Raw genomic sequence first — 24,092 nt, 5'->3', positions numbered from 1 at the left:
GAAGGATGGGAAAAATGAATTTTACATTGGACACAAGTAGCAAAATTCCTCTCTATCAACAACTAACTCAGCAACTTATATTAGAAATGGCCAAAGGGAATTTGCAGAATGGCGATCAATTACCTTCCATTCGTAATATGGCTATGCAAACAAAAGTCAATCTACATACAGTTCACAAAAGCTACAGAGAGCTTCAGCGAAAAGGTTTGATAGCACTCAAACCAAAAACCAAAGCATTTATTTTAACTGGACATTCAACCTCTATTAAAGACAATAAATTGTATCAAATTTCATTTAATCTTGAACAAATTTTAATGGAAGCATATGTTATGGGGTTAAGTAAGGAACAACTACAACAGATATTTAATCGCATTTTACAAAAATATTCCATCTGATAAAATGTGTTATGATTATTTCATTTTGAGGGCAAGCCCGATAAGAGTTAAGTATTTAGCAACGAAAACTACGATTAATCCAGAAGCTTATAATTATTTAAATTTTAACCTTGAATTGGTATAACCTTTTCAAGGTTTTTGCTTGTAAATTTTTCGAATTTGTTATCCGAATCTTGAATTAAAAATTAGTGATATTAAGTAAATATATGGTGGAACAAATTTAAAATATTAAATGGAGAGAAGGCTATTTTATTAAGGATGGTAATAGATAAGTATCTTAGCAAGTATTTTTAGGACCTGTAGTGCTAATATGATAAATTTAATATCAGAAATAATCTTATGCGTAATTGAGTAAAACGTTATACATTAAAATTTAATAATTTTTTCTAAAACCATACCTTTTATAGTTTTGGAGAATTGTTTAAATTATTTCATACCTCAAAGAAGAATTTATTGATAGAATATTGAAAAAGTAATGCTTAATAAATGGTATTCAGCTATAAGAAGTACTTATGTGATTATAATAAATCACTAGAAGAAACTTCAAACTAGTAAATCTATTTATTATTTTATAACTTTTGATAAATAATGCACATGTTATATTCTTAGGGGGCTATATAATGACAAGTAATTACAAGCTAGTTCAATCCATCATCAATTTATTTGGGGATTTGTTACAAATAGAAATAGCGTTTTTCACTCCGAAAGGGGAAATTCTCTCAGCTACAGATGAATATCGTAAACAAAAAGGGAAGCAAGTACATTTGCCTTTCTTCCAAAAATTTTACTCTGAGTCATTTCAGTATGTACAGAAACCTGGGAAAATGAATATGTGTATAGGCTGTAGGTTTCAAAACAATTGTCCATCCAAAGTAGAAATACTTATGAACTTAGTCAAAGATGATCGTCATTTTGGATATTTAACTTTTGTGAGTTTTACGGATGAAGGTGAAAAAAATTTATTTTCTGAACAGAAGAAATATCAATATTGGTTAGCTCGACTAGGTGAAATTATTATTGATGTTCAAAATAATTTGGGATTCTATATATCACTTGAAACTAATACTGGAATTGAAATTGACACAAAATATGTATTAGGTGATTCCCCACATTTACAATTTGTTAAATCCAAGTTAAATAATATTGCAAATAGCTCTTCATCCATTGTCATAACTGGAGAAACTGGAACTGGAAAAAGTTTGTTAGCTAAATATATTCACTCAAATAGCATTTCTCATAAAGGAAAATTTGTAGAAATTAACTGTGCTAGTATTCCAGAAAATTTATTTGAAAGTGAACTATTTGGTTATGAGGAAGGGGCATTTACTGGTGCTAAAAGAAAGGGGAAACCAGGATATTTTGAGATTGCTGATAAAGGCACCCTATTTCTTGATGAAATTACTGAATTACCTTTGCACCTACAAGCTAAGTTACTTACAGTTTTACAAGATGGATTTGTTTATCGAGTAGGCTCAATTGAACCTAAGAAAGTAAATGTCAGAATTGTTGCTGCAACAAATAGACCTTTAGAAGAAATGGTGAAAATAGGGGAGTTTCGTGCTGATTTGTATTATCGATTAAATGTAATTCCGATAGCTTTGCCACCACTAAGACATAGAAAGGATGAATTAGAGCATTTAATTTTCACATTGTTAGAAAAAATTCAACAAAAAACAGGGAAATTTATTAACGATTTTTCAGAGGAATTCTTTGAAGAATTAAAATCCTATAATTGGCCTGGTAACATTAGAGAGTTAGAAAATGTTTTAGAGTATAGTATGGTAATGGAAAATTCATTAAAATTAACTAAAGCAAGCCTACCAAATCACATTATCAGAAAGAAAAATATGCAAATTCCTAATGTTTTAAAGGATATGGAACTGGAATTAATCAGCCAAAAAATAGCTGAATACGGAAATGATACAGCAGGAAAGGAACGTGTTGCAGAAGAATTAGGCATAAGTAAAAGAACGCTGTACAGAAAATTAAAAAAAGTTGTTATTGAAAATGAAATTTAGTTACCTTGTAGTTCTAGTTGGTACTAGCCTTAGAAAAATTTATCCCTAAAGAAAATTAAATAGTTTTATTAAATTAGAGCATGTTTTGAGACTTGATTAATCAAAACATGCTCTTTATATTTGCGCTAGTTTTTATGGTCAATGGTGGTTAGTTAAACTACTTTTCAACGCAACATTAGTTTTTTGGAAAAACACTTCAAATTATCCAGTGTATTTTGACAAAAAGTGAATTCGAAATGACAAAAATGACAAAAAATTATCTATCAAACAATTAAAAACATTCTTAAATCAGCATTATACTTTTGGCATGATTCTTGCTTATATAAATAGTGATGAAAAAAAAGGAGGAAGATTTAGTTGGTAGATTATTTTCAATTAGCTGGAAAAATTGCTGTAGTTACAGGAGGTGCTTCGGGAATTGGTCTTGCAACCGCTAAATTATTGAGTGAGGTGGGGACAAAAACCGTCATTCTCGATATTGATGAGCAAAAAGGAAAGGAAGTGGAAAAAAGACTTCAAGAATCTGGTTTAGCCATTGAATTTATGAAGTGTGATGTGACAAATGCTCAAGATTGCCAACGCGTGGCACAGTTGTTGGAAGAAAAATACGGAAAAGTCGATATACTCTTTAACAATGCAGGTATTATTCGTAGAAAAACAGTGATTGAATTAGAAGAATCTGAGTGGGATGCGGTAATCGATGTCTCTTTAAAAGGTGTTTATTTATTATCTAAATATTTAATTCCACTTATGCGTGAACATGGTGGAGGAAGTATTATCAATACAGGGTCGGGCTGGGGGTTAAAAGGTGGAGACAAAGCAGCTTCCTACTGTGCTGCTAAAGCAGGAGTCGTAAATCTAACAAGAGCCATGGCCATTGATCATGGACCAGAGAACATTCGGGTGAATTGTATTTGCCCAGGGGACACGGATACGCCTTTATTACGAAACGAGGCAATCCAACTAGATATAGAAGAGAATAGTTTCTTACGAAGTTCAGCAGTTGATCGACCTTTGGCAAGGTTAGGGACACCTGAAGATATTGCTAAAGGAGTATTATTCCTTGCAAGTGATTTATCTTCTTGGGTTACCGGAACTACATTGACCGTTGATGGTGGAGGCTTAGCATAAAATTTATTAGGAGGTATTTAAATGAGCAAAAAAGTTCATCCGTATATTCCGAATATGGTTTCAGAAGTAAAACGAGAAATGTTAGATGAAATTGGTGTGAATTCAATTGAGGAACTCTATTCTTGTATTCCTGAAGAATTACAGTTAAAAAGCAAATTGAATATCCCAAAAGCATTAAATGAATTAGAGTTACGCCGACATATTGAAGGGCTATTAAATAAGAATAAAAGTGCAAATGAGTACATTAACTTTTTAGGGGCTGGTTGTTGGCAACATTTCATACCGGCAGTATGTGATGAAGTGAATCAACGATCAGAATTTCTAACGGCTTATGCAGGGGAACCTTACGAAGACCATGGTCGTTTCCAAGCCTTATTCGAATATCAAAGTCTAATGGCTGAGCTTGTAGATATGGATGTAGTGAATGTCCCAACTTTCGATTGGGGGCAAGCAGCTTCTACGTCGATTCGTATGGCAAGTCGAATCACAAAACGTTCAAGAGTCTTGCTTGCCAATACAGTTTCACCTGAACGAAGGAAGATTATTAAAAACTATGGTACGCCTCAATTAACATTTGAAGGTGTGAAATTTGATCTTAATACTGGGTTAATGGATTTAGCTGACTTAGAAGAAAAATTATCGCAGGATGTTGCAGTTATTTATTTTGAAAATCCATCATATTTAGGTTTTATTGAATCACAAGGTCAGAAAATTTCTAACCTTGCGAAAAAATATGGAGCATTGATGATAGTGGGAGTAGATCCAATTTCTCTTGGTGTACTTGCACCTCCAAGTCAATATGGAGCTGATATTGTGTGTGGAGACCTTCAACCACTGGGCATGCACATGAATTACAGTGGTGGGCAAGCTGGCTTTATTGCGACACATAATGACCCTGTATTTGTTAATGAGTATCCAAGTCGATTATTTGGAATAATTCCCACATTAAATGATGGCGAATATGGTTTTGGAGATATTGCGTATGATCGTACGTCTTTTGCAGATCGAGAAAACGGTAAAGAATCTGTAGGTACACAAACAGCGTTATGGGGCATTACAGCTGGTGTTTATTTATCGTTGATTGGACCGAATGGTATGTACGATTTAGGTCAGGCAATTATGCAAAACAGTCAGTATGCAGTGATGCAACTAAATAAAATTAAAAATATTAGAGGTTCGAGAATTACATCACCATTCTTTAAGGAATTTGTCATTGATTTTAATGACACAGGTTTAACAGTTGCAGAGATCAATGCACAATTATTAGAACAAAAGGTCTTTGGAGGAAAGGATTTATCGTTAGAATTCCCTGAATATGGTCAATCAGCACTTTATTGTGTAACTGAAGTGCATACCAAAGAAGATATCGATCGCCTAGTAAGTGTTTTATCAAAAATTGTTACTAAGTAATGTTTTAGAAAGGAGCTTTACCGTGAAAAAAATTCAAAGACAGACTGTAAATGTAAATTTTCATCAAGCCAAGTGGAATGAGCCTATTATTTTTGAACTGCATCAGCCTGGAGAAGTTGGGGTTGAAGTACCGCAAGCTCCGCAAGAAATTGTAGATGCAGTGGGAGATGCTGTTACTAGTATACCGCAAAATATGAGTCGAAGAAGTAAGCCAAATTTACCAGAAATCGGCCAAGCACGTGTATTACGACATTATGTGCGTCTTTCTCAGGAAACATTAGGTTCTGATTTCAATGTTGAAATTGGTCAAGGGACATGTACGATGAAGTACATTCCAAAAATTAATGAGTTATTAATACGCAATTCAAAAATGATGGAGTTACACCCTCTACAAGATGTAAGTACAGTTCAAGGGATGTTAGAAATAATTCACAATTTGGACCTAGCTATGCGTGAGATTTCAGGTATGGATGCTTTCTCTTTCCAACCTAGTGGGGGTACCCAGGCATTATTTGCGATGGCATCGATTGTGCGTAAGTATTTTGAAGTGAAGGGTGAGGCAGATCATCGTAATGAAATTATTACAACGATTTTTTCTCATCCATCTCAAGCAGCAACTGCAGTTGTTAAGGGATATAAAATTATTACCGTTCATCCAGATGAAAATGGATTTCCGGATATTGAAAAGTTAAAAGAAGTTGTATCCGAAAGAACTGCTGGTTTTGTAGTTGCTAACCCGGAGGATACAGGGATTTACAATTCAAAAATTAAAGAGTTTACAAAAATTGTACACGATGTAGGTGGTCTCTGTTACTACGATCAAGCGAATGCCAATGGGTTATTAGGAATTACACGTGCAAAAGAAGCAGGATTCGATATGTGTTTCTTCAATTTACACAAGACGTTTGCAGCTCCTCACATGTGCGGTGGACCAGCAACGGGAGCACTAGGTGTAACAGAGGAATTAAAAGCTTATTTACCAGGGCCGATTGTTGAAAAAAATGGCAATCAATATGTATTAAATGAGAAATTAGAGCACTCAATTGGAAAGGTACGTTCTTTCCACGGCGTAGCACAAACCATCTTACGCTCGTATGCTTGGATTCGTGCATTAGGACCGGAAGGCCTTAAAGCAGTGGCAGAGACTGCTGTGTTAAATAATAACTATTTATATAGTAAAGTAACAAAAATTCGTGGCGCAAGTGCACCGTATGTACTGGGACAACGCCTGGAACAAGTTCGTTATAGTTGGGAACAGCTAGAGAAAGAAACTGGCGTAACAACAGAGGATGTACAACGTCGCATGACAGACTTTGGTTTGCATTATTGGACCAGTCACCATCCATATATTGTGCCGCAACCATTTACACTAGAGCCGACAGAATCCTATTCTAAGGCAGACTTAGATGAATATATCCAAGCGCTTGAACAGATTTCGAAGGAAGCTTATGAAAATCCAGAAGTGGTGAAAAATGCGCCACAAAATAGTACGATTCATCAGTTAATTGAAGCTGATTATTTGGATGATCCAACTAAGTGGTGTATTTCATGGAGAGTATATCAAGAAAAAATTAAAAATCAGGAAAAAATAACAAGCTATAACTATTAGGAGGTTTCTTAAAATGGGAACTAAACATAGTAGTTTAGAAAAGAAAATAGTTGTTATCACAGGAGGGGCTAGTGGTATAGGTTTAGCCACTGCACAACGTTTTGTAGAAGAGGGAGCAATAGTAGCTATTCTAGATATTAATTCAGAAAGTATTGAAAAGAAGTTGGAAGAAAACCTTGGCATTGCTAAAGGATATGTAGTGGATGTTAGTAATCCTAAAAGTGTTAATGATGTCTTTATAAATATTAAAAACGATTTAGGTGGAGTGGACGTTTTTATAGCGAATGCTGGTATTAGCGTTCGATCAAAATTCCTCGATATTACGCCAGAACAATGGAATAAGGTTTTAAATATTAATTTAAACGGTGTGTTTTATACTTCCCAAGCAGCAGCGAAAATAATGGTTGAACAGGGGAGGGGGGTTATCCTCATGACAGCGTCTACGAATGGAGTTACGGGCCATCCTTTCTATGCAGACTATAATGCTTCGAAAGCTGGTGTTAATCTTTTAGCTAGGACGATGGCATTAGAATTGGCTCCTATAATTCGGGTTAACACTATATGTCCAGGATATGTATTAACACCAATGCAAATGGCTGAGTACACACCTGAGATGTTGGAAGTTGTAAATGCAGGTATTCCTTTGAAACGACATGCAGATCCAAAAGAAGTAGCTGCTTTATATGCCTTTCTTGCTTCTGAAGAATCGGCGTATATTACAGGCCAAACAATCGCAATTGATGGTGGGGAATTATCTTGAAACTTGGATTACAAAACAAAGGGGGATGTTTATGAAAAGAATATTATTCTGTTTCTTAATGGTATTGGTAGTTACTTTAATGGTTGCATGTGCAGAAGAAAATGCAAGTGAAACACCTGAAACAGCCGCAAGTGAAGTAGAAGCTGAAGGAAGTAATGCAACTTCAGATATGAATTTAGTAAATGATGGGAAATTAACATTTGCAATGAGTGGTTTACTAAAACCTTTAAATTATAAAGAAGATGAAAAGTTAGTTGGATTCGATGTGGAAATTGGAAATGAAATTGCAAAGAGAATTGGTCTTGAGCCAAACCCTGTAACAAACCCATGGGAAACAATCATACAGGGGTTAAGAGGAAAAAAATATGATGCAATTATTGGGAGTATGACAGCTACTGAGGAGAGGGCTAAACAAGTTGATTTTTCAGATCCGTACTATGTTTCCGGAGCTACAGTGTTTATCTCAAGTGAAAATAAAGATATTAAAACTTTAGATGATTTGAAGGGGAAAACGATAGGTGTTACGCAAGCTAGTACTTACGTGGAGGATGCAAAAAAATATACAGATAAAATTAAAGAATTTCCTAGTGAGATTTATGCATTACAAGATCTTCCTTCAGGACGTTTAGATGCAGTAATCACAGATAGAATTGTAGGCATTTCAGCGATTCAAGAGTCTGACTTAGAAATTCAAACATTGGGAGATATTATTAAAACCGAGGAAATTGCAGTGGCCATTAATAAAGATAACCCAGCATTACTAGAAGCGATTAACAAAGCAATTGAAGAAATGGTTGAGGATGGAACCTACACAGAAATAAGTACAAAATGGTTTGGCGAAGATCTATTAAAATAAAAATTTTTAAAATGGAAAAGGTGCCTAGTATGTTTCTAACATACTAGGTAAAAATTAAGACTTTTCAAGTACTTTTTTTCTTGACTAAGAGTCGTATTGATTCATTCTTGTAGAACCATATTTTTAAAATGCCTTTAAGAATGATGGCGCATCCGTATATCTAGCTGTTTTGTTTTTTGTCGCACTATCACCTATAGCTTATATAGATGTTTTTTATATATCTTTTAATTAAGAACAGATTTTGGCGTTTAGACAATCCATACTACTTAAAGAGGTTAGGTGATCTATTTGGAGTTTTTTGAAAGTATAATATCGATATTCAATACACATGGAATAGAATTTTTAAAAGCAACGGTATTGACCGTTAAATTAACAATCACTTCGCTAATTATCGCATGTATTATTGGGTTGTTTTTTGCCTTTTTTAAGGTTTCAAATATAAAAATATTAGAAAGCATTGCTAATGCTTATATCTTCATTGTTCGTGGTATGCCACTTATAGTACAACTAATGTTCCTGTACTATGGTATTTCTAGTGTATTTATTCTATCCGATTTTACAGCTGGAGCTATTGCACTAGGAATCCATTCTGGAGCATATATTGCTGAAATTTTCCGAGGATCCATTCAATCTATTGATAAGGGACAAATGGAGGCGGGACGATCTTTAGGAATGACATATTTCACAACGATGAGAAGGATTGTTTTACCACAAAGCTTTAAGAGGGCTATTCCTGCGTTGGCCAATCAATTCATTATTGGATTAAAAGACTCCTCATTAGTAGCCTATATTGCAGTATCAGAGTTATTTAACCATGCTTTATCTGCTCAAGCATCCAATTATATGCCTCTAGAAACATATTTTGTAGTGGGTATTTATTATTTGATTTTAGTTTTAATATTCACACTGCTTTTCAATAAGCTTGAAAAGAAAATGGATGTTGGAAAGGGGAAAAAACATGATAAAGTTGAAGTCGCTTTCTAAATCATTTGGTAATTTAAAAGTATTAAAAGATATAAATTTAGAAATCAAGAAATCAGAAGTAGTTGTATTAATTGGAGCCAGTGGATCAGGAAAAAGTACATTGTTACGATGTATGAACTTTTTGGAAATATTAGATGAAGGTACAATTAGTATCAACGATGAGCTTATTGATACTGAAAAAACAAATTTAAACCACGTTAGAGAAAACATGGGTATGGTATTTCAACATTTCAATTTATTCCCCCATTTAAGTGTTTTGCGGAATATAACTGAAGCACCAATTAATGTTAAGAAGCAAAGTAGGGAAAATGCGAATATTAAAGCAATGGAATTATTAAATCGAGTTGGCCTTGCTGATAAAGCTAATTATTATCCAGACCAGTTATCTGGGGGGCAAAAGCAACGTGTTGCTATTGCAAGGGCACTTGCGATGAATCCAGATATCATGCTGTTTGATGAACCTACATCAGCATTAGATCCAGAGTTGGTTGGGGAAGTATTAGAAACAATGAAAAACTTAGCGAGAGATGGTATGACAATGGTAATTGTGACTCATGAAATGGGATTTGCAAAAGAAGTTGCGGATAGGGTGATTATGTTAGCTGACGGTAAGATTATTGAAGAGGGTCATCCAAAAGAATTCTTTAAAGCTCCAAAAGAAGCTAGAACAATAAGATTTTTACAGCAAGTTATATAAATATTAACTTGATTATTTAATTAGGGGTGGACTTAGATGATAAATACGTATGATGAAGTCTTAAAAATTACTAATAATCTTGTAAATATTGAAAGTATTGTTAATACTGAAGGTGAAATTGATATATCAAAATCACTTGTCAAAATAATTTCTAACATACCATACTTTCAAAAAAATCCAGACTACGTGTTTACTTCACAAACGGTAGATGATGAGATTGAAAGATATAACGTATTTGCTTTTGTTAAAGGTACAAAAGGTAGCAGTAATAAAACAGTCGTATTAATGGGGCATACTGATACAGTAGGAATTGATGATTATAATAGCTTGAAAGAAAAAGCCTGTTTTCCTAATGATCTACAAGAAGCATTAAAACATGAAAAGATACCGCCATTAGTTAAAGAACATTTGGAATCAAATGAATGGTTATTTGGCAGAGGAACACTAGACATGAAAAGCGGCGTTGCAAGTAATTATTATCTATTAAAATATTACTCAGAACACCCTGAAGAGTTGAACGGCAATATTGTGTTCTTTGCTGAGTGTGATGAGGAAGACAGCTCACATGGAGTATTATCTGGTCTAAATGATTTGAAAAAAATGAAAACAGAATACGGCTTTGAATATGAAGCATTAATTAATTCCGATTTTGTTGCACCTAGGTATGAAGGTGATGAAAATAGATATATCTATAAAGGTAGTGTCGGAAAGTTGCTTCCATCTTTCTATATAACGGGTGCTGAAACACATGTTGGTTCTAGCTTTGAAGGGCTTGATCCTAATTATATTGCGGCAGAGCTAACTAGACAAATTGCGTATAATCCTGAGCTATGTGATAAATCATTAGGTGAAACCCCTATGCCACCTGTAACTCTGAAGCAAACTGATTTTAAAGATACGTATACAGTTCAAACAGCTCTTGCCTCATATGTATATTATAATTTCTTTGTTCAATCGTGGTCTCCTAAAGAAGTTCTTGAAAAACTAAAGGAGCAAGCTGAAATTGCATTTAATAATGTAATAACAAACTTGACCAATCACTATAAGAGATATTGTGAAATCAGCGAACAAGAATATACAAAATTGCCATGGAAAACTAGAGTGTTGTTTTTTGAGGAACTAGAACAATCGATTATTTCACAACATGGTGAAAGTTATAAAGAACATATGAAAAACTTTAAAGAAAACTTATTAGAAAACAAAGAATTGGATGTACGTATGTTTTCAGCAAAAGTTGTTGAAGAAGCCTGGAAATGGGAAAAAGATAAGACTCCTGCTATAGTTATTTTTTATTCTTCACTCTATTCTCCACGCGTAGAGGTGACCGGAAAAAATGAGAAAGAAAAAAATCTATTAGCAGCTTTAGATCATGCCATTGAAAAAGTTCAACCTCATTATAATAAACCTATTGTACAAAGAAATTATTTCCCGTACATCTGTGACATGAGCTGTGTAGCTATAAATGACGATGAAGACAGTATAAAGTCAGTTATAAGTAATAACCCAAGTTGGGGAACGAAACATTTTGTAGATTATGATGCAATTAGAGAATTGAATATTCCAGCGATTAATATAGGTCCATATGGTTATGATGCACACAATAGATATGAGAGAACTGAATTAAAATATACGATGGAAATAATGCCTAATTTAACAAATTTAGTGATAGAAAAATTACTAAGTAACTAACTCATATCTCATCCAGAAGGATTCGAGCCTTCTATTAGAAAAAGGGCTCGATAGGTCTCGAACGAGTGAACCTAGCCTTCTAGAATTTATCTCACTATGTATTGGATATACAGAGAGGTAACGTTGGTATATAGTAACAGTTGTTGACCGAACAATAGATAGGGATTAGTTATGGAAATGAGAACGATAACTAAAAGATACATTTAGCATTAAAGTGTTGTGAACAAGCCATAAACCTACAGAATCAGGTTAAGAATAAGATTTGCATGAATACTTATAAAGTCAAAAAGCATTTGATTGTCTTTAAGGCAACAAGTGCTTTTTCGCATTTTCTAAAAGAAGATAGTACTTAATGAACCTCCTCTTCAACTCTATCAATATAACCACTATTTTCTTTGGAATGTAGTTTAAGAGTCATAGTATTTTTTTAACCCATTAATTCGTAAGGTTTGTTTTTGTGAAAATTATTACTTCTATCTTTACCTCCTTGTTCAAAAATGGAATATTATAACTATTGATGAATTACTAGAGGGGGAGAAGAATGTTCACCTGTGGGGTATTATTGTATAATAAAGAATATTGTGAAGTGGTTATTTCTAAACGCTCGATGAGGCAAGGCCTATGAAAATATTGGATGTAGATTTATTTCAAGATGGGCTTCAACGCAACATTACTATGCTAGACAGGATAAGAAGTGAAATAGAAGCAGTCCATCGAGCAGTCGATGGGCTCGTACAGATGGAGGATCAATTGAAAGGCGAGGGAGGGAATGCCATTCGCTCCTTTTATGGAGAGTGCCATTTGCCATTTCTTCAATATTTCCAATTGTTCACCGATAATTTCAAACAAGTTCTTCACCAGATGGAGGCAGCTCTTCACTCACTCGAACCTGATTCGGCAGGCTACATACTAGAACAATTCCTTGAAGGCGAGCTGGAACAAGGACTTACGCTGATCGGCCAGTTGACAGCTAGTTTGACTGATGAAACTAACAGTATCATGGATCAGGTAAGTGACATTGTCGGGCTACCCCACTTAGATGATAGCGGAGTACAGGAGGGAGTCATTAATTCTAAGAGGAAACGTGATGACACGGTCACTCAACTTCACGAATTCGATTCATCTCAGACGAACGCACTGACGGCAATTGAACAAGATATGCAGACAATGGAAACTTGGCTTGAGGATTTAGAGGGGTTATTTAAAGACGGACTTACCGATGTACATTTTCAAACAAATCAATGGGCAGCCTTGGCTTCGTGTAACCCGCTCTTAACCGATTTGACCACATCCGCTAACTCCGATATTGACTCCGCGGAAGTGGAGAGTGAGAATGATACTATAGTGGATACTGGTATAGAGGTAGTTAAAGGAATAGGGACGGGTCTCTATGATTCGGGAAAAGATTTCGTGGTTGGCCTATGGGATACAATCACAAACCCTAAGGCAACTCTCGATGGTCTTGTGAATGCAGTCACAAATCCTGTAGAGACTTATAACACCATTAAAACGGCAATCTCCGAATCCTATGACCGAGATATGGTCAATGGTGATGCCAATTCCCGTGCACATTGGGTTACCTACGCTATCGGGACTGTAGCAACTTCTATTATAGGAACAAAAGGTACAACGGCCATCGTAAAGACAGGAACCACTGCAGTCAAAGCAGCTGCCCCAACAATAGTTGCAACGACGAAGAGAGCAAGTTCATCACTAGTCAATCTATTACCATACACCCCACGTCCTCAGCTGGCTATGGCAGGAGAGATACCTTATAACGTGGTGAATAGCGCGGGGTATAAGGATCAACTGCTTAATATGGCGGAAGTTGAAAGTGGAGTTAAGGGTACAGGTTATAGTGGAAAGGTAGTTAGTGGAGCTGAATGGTCAAAAATAAAAACATATTCCGCCGATGAAGCAAATAAATGGTGGAAAGATAATATGGGCTATGAAAACTCACCATATAAACTAGGTACGATTGTTTCCGAAGTTAAATTATCAAAAAATACAAAATTTGTTAGAGTATATGATGGGGATGTATCGGGTCAATTCGGAGGTTGGTTAATGAAAGCAGAAGATATAGCTGAACTTACTCCCCAACAGATTAGAGATAAATTTGCATTGCCAGCAGTTCCTAAATATATAACAGATGTAAATGTACCTGCAGATACTGTTTTGAGAACAGGAATTGTAAATCCTTTGGAAGGATGGGGTGCAGGCGGTGGTGTTCAATTTGATTTAATGGGTAAAAGGATTGGAGAATTTACCAATCCTAGGTTATTACCATAATAACTATGAAGGGAATGGCGACTAATATGAATGTTAGCTATAATGAAAAAATATTAATAATTAATGGAAATAGCATCGAATTTTCCCATGAAATAAGACAATTAGAGATGGTTAAGAATAAATTAATAGTTTTATTGTCAATTCCTCAAAATGACAATACATTAGATAATATTTATGCTGTTACAGATACAGCAGATGTTCTTTGGAGGGTAGAAAGTTTAGTAGTAGATTATCTCAGATTACCTTATGAGCAAATGGTGATTCATGGAGATGAAATCCGAGCAACTGACTTTTACGGACGTCGTGTTTTTATTTCAGAAAATACAGGAAAGATATTAAAAAAAGATATTGTAAAATAAAATTAAGCCACCTTTTAAGTTGTCTACTATAAAAGGTGGCTATTGTTATTATTTATCATTGATTTTTCAAACCCTTAACTTATGCACACTTTCTCATAATTTTTATCGTGACCAAGTCATTTCGAAATTCATTGAAGAAAAGTCTTGCACATTTTTATGCATGTTTACATGCCACTCCTTTCTCAAAAGAAAAACCGCAGTAGAACATAAACACCACCAAAATAAATGAAGTGGTTATATTCCCTGCGGTTTTCGCTTGTTAATGGGAGAAACCACCCAACACTATGTTATTTCTATTTCTTCATATGTCTAACCTTTTCTTCATCCGGTGTAACAAACAAAGTAGTCTGCTCAAAATAAATGACAAACCCTGGTTTAGCACCGCTAGGCTTCTTCACTTGCTTAATCACCGTATAATCTACAGGAACTGAAGATGATTCGCGAGCCTTACTGAAATATGCTGCGAGATTCGCTGCTTCTAGTAATGCTGTTTCGGATGGATTGTCTGAATGTATAACAACATGGGATCCTGGGATATCCTTGGTATGAAGCCATGTGTCTGTTTTTTTCGCCAGCTTAAAGGTGACAAAATCATTTTGTTTATTATTTTTACCAACAGAAATTTCTGTTCCATCAGAGGCAATGAATTTTTCAGGTGTTGGTTTCATTGGTTTTTTCTTCTTTTTCGATGCACGTGCTTTTAATAACCCTTGCTCCATTAGTTCTTCTCGGATTTCCTCGATGTCGGTTGGAGACGCCTGCATTACCTGTTGAAGAAGTAATTCAAAGTACGCAATATCTTCTTTTGTTATTTCGAATTGTTGTTCTATTTTCAGTAATGCCGTTTTCGCTTTTGTATATCGATTATAATAGCTTTGTGCATTTTGCGTAGCTGTTTTTCGGTTATCTAACGGGATGATGACTGTTTTACCATCTTCATCGTAGTAGTTGACTAGCTCCACTTCTTTTAAACCTTTTTCAATTGCATAAGCATTTGCCATTAATAGCTCCCCATACAATTGGAAAGTATCTAGTTTTTCGGCTTGTTCAAAGTCTTTTTGGAGTTTTTTCATTTTCAACTTTAATTTGTTTAATTCGTTTTGAAGCCATCTTTCTAAATCTCCAGCCTGTTGTTTCACACGGTCGCGTTCTGCTTTTGCGAAATAAACTCTATCTAGTAAATTTCCTAGAGTTTCTTCATTAAATTTATCTCCATCTAAATGAGATAAATTATTTGGAGAATAAAACGATTTTCCGTTGTATTCAACTATTTGTTTTGCAGATCCACCTTGCTCAAATTCTCTCATATATGCTTTATAAACTTCTGTCCGATCTGTCCCATTATTAAATCGATGCAGTAATTCTTTTGCATGTAATGGTGAGAAACCAGAAATTTGATCTACAATTTCTTTTGATTCATTAACTGAAAGAATCACATCTAAGAGTTCTTTAGAATACTCTAAGGGATGGAGCTTATTTTGAGCGGGAGGTGCAATATAAGGTTGACCAGGTAAAATTGTTCGATAACTATTCATGGAAGGTGATAAATGCTTAATGCTTTCCAAAATAAGATTTCGAGTAGGGTCAATTAAAAGTAAGTTACTATGACGACCCATTATCTCCATGTGGACTTCTCGTGTAATATCATCTCCAATTTCGTTTTTACTTTGAATTTCGAAGATGAGAATACGGTCTGTTTCATGTTGTCGGATGGAAGTGATAATTCCGCCTTCTAAATGCTTACGTAACACCATGCAAAAAAGTGGCGGTTGTGCAGGGTTATCAATGGTTTCATGCGTAATTTGCACTCGCGAATAAGAAGGATGAACTGAAAATAATAATTTATAGTTTTTCCCTTGCGCGCGAATTTGCATTAAAATTTCTTGTGCATTCGGTTGATGTATTTTAGAAATACGCCCAGTAATTAATTGTTGTAATTCAGTTTTCATTGAAATTGTAAATAAACCATCAAAAGCCATAATATGTCCTCTTTCAAAACGTTATTTTCGATCAAGCTTTGTCGCCATAAATCGGCTCCTGCGCTTTTCTTATAAGAAAAGAAATTATATGATTTTCTAATAAGTATTGTCCAGCTCCAGACGCCAGCTGCTCGAGGTCAAATGCCAGTTTCCTGTGGTGGCTGAGGAACTGCCTCCTCGGAAACCGTCATTTGCTTGTCGCAGCAGGGCGGCGTCTGCAGCTTTTCTTATTATCTTATCATTTTCTGAGAAACTTGTGTTATAATCAGTTAAGTATGTAATTTGAAGAAGTATACGGTATATGAATGTATTTGAAGGAGACGTTATGCGAAGAGAAAAAGGGATATTAATCGTCTTATCGGGTCCATCCGGAGTCGGAAAAGGGACAGTGAGAAAAGAATTATTTTCAGAGCCTGGTACAAATTATGAGTATTCTATTTCGATGACTACAAGACTTCCAAGAGAAGGAGAAGTAGATGGAGTAGATTATTTTTTTAAAAAGAATGAAGAATTTGAACAGTTAATTGAACAAGGAAAATTATTAGAGTACGCTTGTTATGTAGGAAATTACTATGGTACTCCTATTGATTATGTCAATGAAACGCTTGACTCTGGACGAGATGTATTTTTAGAAATAGAAGTTCAGGGTGCCGCACTTGTGCGTGAAAAAGCGCCAGAAGCACTATTTATATTCCTTGCCCCTCCTAGTTTATCCGAATTAGAGCAAAGACTAATCGGTAGAGGAACGGAAACAGAAGATGTGATTAATTCTAGAATTCAAGCTGCAAGACAAGAACTAGAAATGATGCATTTATATGATTATGTCGTTGAAAATGACGAAGTGACAAAAGCATGCGCTAAAATAAATGCTATTGTTGCTGCTGAGCATTGTCGACGTGAACGTGTTGAAAAAAGATATTTAGCCATGTTGGAAGGGGAATTATAAATGTTATATCCATCAGTAGATTCATTAAAAAACAAAATTGACTCAAAATATTCGTTAGTGAGTGTAGCTTCTAAAAGAGCTCGACAGTTACAAGAAGAAGGCGGCGAACGTTTAACTTCATATATTTCTCATAAACAAGTTGGGAAAGCTTTAGAGGAAGTAGCTAAAGGTGAACTTACAATCGAATCATCAAGTGAAAACGTAATTTACGAGGACGAAGTATAAAATATCTACTTCATTATAGGTCGGTTGAACGACTGTAGGATAAAGCGGTTGCCTTGGATTTTTAAAGAAATTTATTCAGCAGGCTGGATGCAAAATCTGGGCGGAAATACGCCAATGCGAAATTGATGAAGAAGCAAACACCTCCCAAAGAATAAATTTCTTTGGGAGGTTGTTTAGTTAAAGGAACGTATTCGGTTTAAGCTTTAGATCGGGGGAAAAAGCGTATGTTAACTTCAAAAAAAATTGTTGTTTGTGTGACAGGTGGTATTGCTGTTTATAAAGCGGTTGCGCTCGTAAGTAAACTTTCACAGGCTGGAGCGGACGTGCGGGTCATTATGACAAAATCAGCGATGGAATTTGTACAACCCTTAAGTTTTCAAGCGATGTCTCGAAATGATGTATATTTTGATACATTTGATGAAAAAGATTCTAGTGTTATTGCGCATATCAATTTAGCCGATTGGGCGGATTTAGTTATTGTCGCGCCGGCTACCGCAAATGTTATTGGGAAACTAGCAAACGGAATAGCAGACGATATGGTAACTACCACTTTACTTGCTACTACTGCTGACGTATGGATAGCACCAGCAATGAATGTGCATATGTATGAAAATGCTGCGGTTATACGAAACATCAATCAACTTTCAAAAGACGGATATTCATTTATCGAACCTTCTGAAGGTTTTTTAGCATGTGGTTACGTTGGAAAAGGGCGTTTAGAGGAGCCTGAGAAAATCGTTCAACTGGTAGAAGAATATTTTGTTCCAAAAGAGTTACCGTTAAAAGGGAAAAAGGTTGTAGTGACTGCCGGACCTACGAGAGAAAGAATTGATCCTGTCCGCTTCTTAACGAATTTTTCCAGCGGCAAGATGGGCTACGCAATGGCAGAAGCAGCTGCTAAATTAGGAGCAGAAACTATTTTGATATCTGGACCAGTAAGTATAGATGCCCCAAGCAATGTAACGCTTATCCCGGTGGAAAGTGCGAAAGAAATGCTTGATGCCGTTCTAAATGAGTTTGATACAGCTTCTATCGTTATCAAAACAGCTGCTGTAGCGGATTACAAACCGAAAGAAGTACATAATCAAAAAATGAAAAAACAACCTGGTGAGTCTACCATTGTATTAGAACGAACAACGGATATACTTGCGGAGCTTGGCAGTAGAAAGACAAACCAATTGTTAATCGGGTTTGCTGCAGAAACGAATGATGTACTTCATTATGCAAAAGGTAAGTTGGTAAAGAAAAATGCAGACTATATCATCGCGAATGATGTGACAGAGGCAGGTTCAGGTTTTGGGACGGATACGAATTCGGTCATTTTAGTAGGTAAACATGATATGGAAATGCATTTCCCTCATTTAAATAAACAGGAGCTTGCTCATCAATTGCTTCAAACCATTATCAAACTCGAAAAAGATGAGCCTAAATGATAGTAGAAGTTATTGTTGATGTTTCTGCTTACCCAATTGACCGACCTTTTGATTATATTGTTCCTGAGGAATTGAAGGATCTCGTTGAAAGAGGGAGCCGGGTTCATGTTCCTTTTGGAAATCGAAAAGTACAAGGTTTTATTACCAACATTAAAGAACAAACAGATATCGATACTTCCAAGCTAAAAGAGGTTCAATCTATTATTGATGTAGAGCCAGTTGTCACGGAAGAACTGTTACAGTTATCTAAATGGATGACCAATAAAACACTTTGCTATGAAATAGATGCACTCCAAGTTATGCTTCCTGCGGCTTTACGAGCTACATATAAGAAAAATATTAAGCTGATAAATTCGAATGCAGTGGAAGAACCCTTTTTAGCCCTGTTTGGAAAAAAGGACATTATTTCTTACGAGGTAATTGAAAAAGCTGGTTATTTACATCAAATGAAAAAGTATTTAACACAAGGTAGCGTTCAACTGGAAACAGTCATAAAACAGCACGCGAAAGCAAAGACGATTACAAAATATAAGGTCATAGCTACTAAAGAATACATTCAAAATCAAATAAATACCCTAGCAAAAAATGCCGTCAAACAAAAAGAATTAATGGAATGGTTATTAATCCAAGTACAAGATTCTTTTACAATGGAAGAACTAAAAGAAACTGTTAACGCAAATAATAATGTAGTGAAAGCTCTCATTGAAAAAAATATTTTAGAATTAGAAAAAGAAGAGGTTTATCGTGAGATTACCACATTAGAACATCATGACACGGACCAACGTTTCCAGCTTACAGAGGAACAAGCTGTTGCACTTGAAAAGATTAACCATGCACAAAATCATAAGGAAAACACGACGTTCCTGTTGCATGGGATTACTGGAAGCGGGAAGACTGAAATCTACTTAAATGCAATCGAAAACTCCATTTTAAAAGGAAAACAAGCGATTATGCTTGTGCCAGAAATTTCATTGACTCCTCAAATGACTCGGCGATTTAAACTTCGTTTTGGTGATGAGGTAGCTGTTATGCATAGTGGCTTATCGATCGGTGAAAAGTATGATGAATGGCGTAAAATCTGGCGGGGAGAAGTGAAGGTTGTCGTTGGTGCAAGATCTGCCATTTTTGCTCCCTTTAAAGATCTCGGTGTCATAATTTTAGACGAAGAGCATGAATCTACATATAAACAAGAAGACAACCCAAGATATCATGCGAGAGACGTGGCAATTTGGCGTAGCGAGTTTCATCATTGCCCTGTCATACTAGGGAGCGCTACTCCATCGCTTGAGTCATATGCTCGCGCTTCAAAGGGTGTATATTCGTTGTTAACGTTGAAAGCACGCGCAAAAGAACAAGCCTTACCTACCGTGAATGTTGTGGATATGCGATTGGAGTTGAAAAATGGTAATCGCTCTATGTTCAGTGTTGAGCTTGCAGATGCGATTAGGGAAAAACTCGATAAAAAAGAACAAATCGTATTGTTTTTAAATAAACGAGGTTTTTCTTCCTTTGTATTATGTCGTGACTGCGGAACAGTCGTGGAGTGTAAGAATTGTGATATTTCCTTGACCTATCACCGTGCGGGAGAGCAGCTTAAATGCCATTATTGTGGACATGAGGAACCAGTTCCAACAATTTGTCCCGAATGTGCAAGTGAACATATTCGCTTTTTTGGTACTGGTACACAAAAAGTAGAAGAAGAAATTGCGAGATTGGTTCCTTTTGCAAGAGTTCTACGAATGGATGTAGACACTACTAGAACAAAAGGTTCCCATGAACGTATTTTAAAGCAATTTGGTGATGGTGAGGCAGACATCTTGCTTGGAACGCAAATGATTGCAAAAGGTTTAGACTTTCCAAACATTACATTGGTAGGCGTTCTAAATGCTGATACTACTTTGCATTTAGCTGATTTTCGAGCTGCTGAAAAGACGTTTCAATTGATGACGCAAGTTAGCGGAAGAGCGGGCAGACACGATAAAGAAGGGAAAGTTTATATTCAAACATACACTCCGGAGCACTACGCAATAGAACTTTCGAAAGCTCAATTGTATGAACCTTTTTATCATAAAGAAATGCTCGTTCGGAAACAGTATGAATATCCACCATTTTATTATTTGACGTTAGTTCAAATAACGCATGAGAATGTTATGCTTGCATCCGAATATGCGAAGCTTGCAACGGATTGGTTAAGAGCCAATTTATCTGATCAATCAATGGTTGTTGGGCCAACAGCATGTGCTATCAGTAAGATACAAAATAGATATCGTTACCAATGTTTGATAAAATACAAAAAAGAACCAATTTTAATTGAAAAACTACAGCAATTAATAAAAATATATCGTACAGAGTGGATGAAAAAAGGTATTATCTTATCGATTGATCTAGATCCTTCCACAATTTTATAGGCGGTTTGAAAAGAGGAAAAAAGAAATGGCAATAAGAGAAATTGTTACACACCCAAATGAAATTCTTACAGCAAAATGTAAAGAGGTTACTGTATTTGATCAGAAGCTAGCAACACTTTTAGATGATATGTACGACACGATGATCGCTTCAGATGGTATCGGAATAGCTGCTCCTCAAGTAGGGGAAACAATTCAAGTTGCAATTGTGGACCTTGGCGAAGGGCAAGAAGTCATTGAAATGATAAATCCAGAAGTAGTCGAAATTGGCGGTTCCGAGATTGAAGTGGAAGGTTGCTTAAGTTTTCCAGATATTTATGGGGAAGTGGAACGTCCATTTTATGTAAAGGTAGAAGCGCAAGACCGAGACGGTGCATTATATGAATTAGAAGCAGAGGATTATGAAGCAAGAGCCATCTTGCATGAAATTGATCATCTACATGGTGTTTTATTTACATCCAAAATCATTCGTTATGTGGATTTGGAAGAAGTAGAGAAAGAGATAGAGGAGGAACAACTATGACATCTATCATTTTCATGGGGACACCTACATTCTCTGCTCCTATTTTACGCATGCTTGTAGAGGAAGGCTATGATGTTTTAGCTGTTGTCACCCAGCCAGATCGTCCAGTCGGAAGAAAAAAAGTGTTAACTGCTCCCCCCGTAAAAGAAGAAGCGGTTAAGCTAGGACTTCCTGTCATCCAGCCTACGAAACTGAAAGGGTCGGAAGAATTACAGGAAATTATAGCATTGCATGCAGATATTATTATCACTGCTGCATTTGGTCAATTACTCCCAAAGGAGTTGCTAGATGCTCCTGAACTTGGCTGTATTAATGTTCATGCTTCCTTGTTACCTGCATATCGTGGTGGAGCGCCTATTCATCAAGCGATTATAGATGGGCAGGACAAAACAGGTGTAACAATTATGTATATGGAAGAAAAGCTAGATGCTGGAGATATTATTGCACAAAGTGAAGTCTCAATAAGCCATACAGATGATACTGGACTTCTGTTTGATAAATTAAGTGTAGTAGGTACTGACTTATTAAAAGAAACGCTACCATCTATCATTTCGAAAACAAATAATCGAGTGAAACAAGATGAGTCTCTTGTGACATATGCAAAAAATATTTCGCGTGAGCAAGAACGAATTGACTGGAACAAATCAGCACTAGAAATACACAATCAAATTCGTGGTCTGCACCCTTGGCCAGTTGCGTACACAACGCTTGAAGGACAATCGGTAAAAATTTGGAAAGCAGACATTATACAAGTGAAAACGAAAGAACTACCAGGAACTGTTGTGAAAGTGGAATCGGATTATTTTGTTGTTCAAACAGGCTATGAAGAAGCAATTCGAATAGATGAATTACAGCCAGCTGGAAAAAAGAAAATGTCCGTAGTAGATTATTTGCGTGGCGTAGGTTCGAAATTGCGAATAGGGGATAAATTTGAATGACAAAAAAACAAGAAAAAATTTGGGTTGGTAATGTTCGAGACGCGGCACTCACAATATTAATGGCAGTTGAGAAGCAACAGGCATACAGTAATTTATTATTACATCAAACAATCGAAAAATATAATATTGAAGATAAGGACCGTGCGTTATTGACAGAGCTAACGTATGGAACAATTCAATACAAAATGACGTTAGATTATTATTTACAACCGTTCATCAAAGGAAAGTTGGAAGACTGGGTCTTACAGTTACTTCGCCTCTCTCTATATCAAATTCAATATCTTTCTCGTATTCCAGACCATGCGGCTGTAAATGAGGCAGTGAATATTGCGAAAAAAAGAGGTCATAAAGGTATAGCAGGTGTAGTAAATGGTATTCTTCGTTCTATTTTAAGAGAAGGCGTTCGATCTACTGAAGAAATAAAAGATGAAGTAGAACGACTATCTGTTGAAACAAGTCACCCTCTTTGGATGGTAAAGCGTTTTATATCTGAATATGGTTTTGAAACAACTGCTAACATGTTGAGGGAAAATAATGAGCCTCCTGTGACAACGCTTCGAGTAAATTTGTTTAAGCGTACAGTGGATCAAGTTCTTCACTTAATGACACAAGAAGGATATGTTGTTGCACAAAGCGAAGTTATCCCAGAGTGTATTTATTTGTATAATGCTCAAGCTGCAAAAACTACTGCTTTTCAAAAGGGATTTGTAACAATTCAAGACGAGAGTTCCATGATTCCAGCGTATGCACTTCAAGTTGAACCAGGTATGACCGTTTTAGATATGTGTTCCGCACCAGGCGGGAAAACAACGCATATTGCTGAAAAGATGAAAAATACCGGAAAGCTCATAGCAATGGATATCCATCAGCATAAACTAAAGCTAGTAAAAGAAAATGCTGACAGATTGGGCTTTAGCTTTATCGAAACGGTAGAAAAGGATGGGCGAAAAGCATCAGAGGAATACCCTGAACAGTCTTTTGACAGAATCTTAGTAGATGCACCATGCAGTGGTTTAGGTGTGATGAAACGTAAACCAGATATAAAGTACACTAAAAATGAAAAAGATTTTGCATCGTTAAAACCGATTCAACTGAACTTGTTAGAAGAAGCTTATAAACTTTTGAAGAAAGATGGTTTGTTAGTTTATAGTACTTGTACAGTAGATCGAGAAGAAAATGAAGGAACCGCCAAATTGTTTTTAGAGGCACACCCAGATATGCAACTACAAGCTTTTCCAGACGTTATTAAAAACATCAAAGACAACCAGCAAGATGGAATGCTTCAATTATTCCCACAAGATTTAAGAAGCGACGGCTTTTTTGTATCCGTATTTAAGAAAAGCGGAAGCACCTCTTTCTGACCCAACAAGGAAATGAGGGAATTGGGGGGCCTTGAATGTACGCCACTTCCTGTGGCAAAGCAGTTATGACCCGCCTCGAGCGGGC

At 35.9% G+C, this 24,092-nt stretch carries 20 protein-coding genes; 19 read left to right on the top strand and 1 reads right to left on the bottom strand.

The window, feature by feature from the left end:
• Positions 1 to 5 precede the first annotated feature (5 nt).
• From AM499_RS09795 to AM499_RS09740, 12 genes are all read left to right on the top strand, one after another.
• Positions 6 to 395, top strand: a complete 390-nt coding sequence (locus AM499_RS09795; protein ID WP_231687548.1) for a GntR family transcriptional regulator — start codon at positions 6 to 8, stop codon at positions 393 to 395.
• Positions 396 to 1,015: 620 nt separating this feature from the next.
• On the top strand, positions 1,016 to 2,413 hold the full coding sequence (locus AM499_RS09790) for a sigma-54 interaction domain-containing protein (protein WP_053590038.1): 1,398 nt from the start codon (positions 1,016 to 1,018) through the stop codon (positions 2,411 to 2,413).
• A gap of 357 nt (positions 2,414 to 2,770) precedes the next feature.
• The gene (locus AM499_RS09785; protein WP_053590037.1) at positions 2,771 to 3,544 is read left to right on the top strand and encodes an SDR family NAD(P)-dependent oxidoreductase; all 774 of its coding nucleotides are present in this window, start codon (positions 2,771 to 2,773) and stop codon (positions 3,542 to 3,544) included.
• Between the two features lie 21 nt (positions 3,545 to 3,565).
• The gene (gene gcvPA / locus AM499_RS09780) at positions 3,566 to 4,954 is read left to right on the top strand and encodes an aminomethyl-transferring glycine dehydrogenase subunit GcvPA (RefSeq protein ID WP_053590036.1); all 1,389 of its coding nucleotides are present in this window, start codon (positions 3,566 to 3,568) and stop codon (positions 4,952 to 4,954) included.
• Positions 4,955 to 4,976: 22 nt separating this feature from the next.
• Positions 4,977 to 6,563, top strand: a complete 1,587-nt coding sequence (gcvPB, locus tag AM499_RS09775) for an aminomethyl-transferring glycine dehydrogenase subunit GcvPB (RefSeq protein WP_053590035.1) — start codon at positions 4,977 to 4,979, stop codon at positions 6,561 to 6,563.
• A 13-nt stretch (positions 6,564 to 6,576) separates the two neighbouring features.
• On the top strand, positions 6,577 to 7,323 hold the full coding sequence (locus AM499_RS09770) for an SDR family NAD(P)-dependent oxidoreductase (RefSeq protein ID WP_053590034.1): 747 nt from the start codon (positions 6,577 to 6,579) through the stop codon (positions 7,321 to 7,323).
• Positions 7,324 to 7,354: 31 nt separating this feature from the next.
• A complete protein-coding gene (locus AM499_RS09765) occupies positions 7,355 to 8,179 on the top strand; it encodes an ABC transporter substrate-binding protein (protein WP_053590033.1) in 825 nt (274 codons plus the stop codon).
• A gap of 288 nt (positions 8,180 to 8,467) precedes the next feature.
• On the top strand, positions 8,468 to 9,163 hold the full coding sequence (locus AM499_RS09760; protein WP_053592157.1) for an amino acid ABC transporter permease: 696 nt from the start codon (positions 8,468 to 8,470) through the stop codon (positions 9,161 to 9,163).
• On the top strand, positions 9,138 to 9,860 hold the full coding sequence (locus AM499_RS09755) for an amino acid ABC transporter ATP-binding protein (protein ID WP_053590032.1): 723 nt from the start codon (positions 9,138 to 9,140) through the stop codon (positions 9,858 to 9,860). Before AM499_RS09760 ends, AM499_RS09755 begins: the two co-directional genes overlap by 26 nt.
• A gap of 36 nt (positions 9,861 to 9,896) precedes the next feature.
• Entirely contained in the window at positions 9,897 to 11,549 is a 1,653-nt protein-coding gene (locus AM499_RS09750) for a M20/M25/M40 family metallo-hydrolase (RefSeq protein ID WP_053590031.1), read from the top strand.
• 621 nt (positions 11,550 to 12,170) lie between these two features.
• Positions 12,171 to 13,838, top strand: a complete 1,668-nt coding sequence (locus tag AM499_RS09745; RefSeq protein ID WP_053590030.1) for a ribonuclease YeeF family protein — start codon at positions 12,171 to 12,173, stop codon at positions 13,836 to 13,838.
• A gap of 14 nt (positions 13,839 to 13,852) precedes the next feature.
• Entirely contained in the window at positions 13,853 to 14,197 is a 345-nt protein-coding gene (locus AM499_RS09740; protein WP_156316787.1) for a DUF7957 family protein, read from the top strand.
• A gap of 293 nt (positions 14,198 to 14,490) precedes the next feature.
• On the opposite strand, the gene AM499_RS09735 is transcribed toward AM499_RS09740, so the two are convergent.
• Positions 14,491 to 16,176, bottom strand: a complete 1,686-nt coding sequence (locus AM499_RS09735; RefSeq protein WP_053590028.1) for an Rqc2 family fibronectin-binding protein — start codon at positions 16,174 to 16,176, stop codon at positions 14,491 to 14,493.
• A gap of 325 nt (positions 16,177 to 16,501) precedes the next feature.
• Here AM499_RS09735 and gmk point away from each other — a divergent pair, with 325 nt between their 5' ends.
• The 7 genes from gmk to rsmB all read left to right on the top strand — a co-directional run bounded on the left by gmk (position 16,502) and on the right by rsmB (position 24,007).
• A complete protein-coding gene (gene gmk, locus AM499_RS09730) occupies positions 16,502 to 17,122 on the top strand; it encodes a guanylate kinase (RefSeq protein ID WP_053592156.1) in 621 nt (206 codons plus the stop codon).
• Complete coding sequence (gene rpoZ / locus AM499_RS09725; protein ID WP_053590027.1) at positions 17,123 to 17,347, top strand: DNA-directed RNA polymerase subunit omega; 225 nt, start codon at positions 17,123 to 17,125, stop codon at positions 17,345 to 17,347.
• Between the two features lie 224 nt (positions 17,348 to 17,571).
• Complete coding sequence (gene coaBC / locus AM499_RS09720; RefSeq protein WP_053590026.1) at positions 17,572 to 18,780, top strand: bifunctional phosphopantothenoylcysteine decarboxylase/phosphopantothenate--cysteine ligase CoaBC; 1,209 nt, start codon at positions 17,572 to 17,574, stop codon at positions 18,778 to 18,780.
• Positions 18,777 to 21,188 carry a primosomal protein N' gene (gene priA, locus AM499_RS09715; protein WP_053590025.1) on the top strand — a complete coding sequence of 804 codons (2,412 nt, stop codon included), beginning with the start codon at positions 18,777 to 18,779 and terminating at the stop codon, positions 21,186 to 21,188. Before coaBC ends, priA begins: the two co-directional genes overlap by 4 nt.
• A gap of 25 nt (positions 21,189 to 21,213) precedes the next feature.
• Positions 21,214 to 21,708: a peptide deformylase gene (gene def / locus AM499_RS09710; RefSeq protein WP_053590024.1), complete on the top strand. Its 495-nt coding sequence runs from the start codon at positions 21,214 to 21,216 to the stop codon at positions 21,706 to 21,708.
• A complete protein-coding gene (gene fmt / locus AM499_RS09705) occupies positions 21,705 to 22,646 on the top strand; it encodes a methionyl-tRNA formyltransferase (RefSeq protein ID WP_053590023.1) in 942 nt (313 codons plus the stop codon). Before def ends, fmt begins: the two co-directional genes overlap by 4 nt.
• Positions 22,643 to 24,007, top strand: coding sequence for a 16S rRNA (cytosine(967)-C(5))-methyltransferase RsmB (gene rsmB / locus AM499_RS09700; RefSeq protein WP_053590022.1), 1,365 nt, complete (start codon positions 22,643 to 22,645; stop codon positions 24,005 to 24,007). Before fmt ends, rsmB begins: the two co-directional genes overlap by 4 nt.
• Positions 24,008 to 24,092: the final 85 nt, after the last annotated feature.

It is taken from the genome of Bacillus sp. FJAT-22090 (genome assembly GCF_001278755.1).
Classification (GTDB): domain Bacteria; phylum Bacillota; class Bacilli; order Bacillales_A; family Planococcaceae; genus Psychrobacillus.
This window is presented reverse-complemented; position numbering and strand designations above follow the sequence as displayed.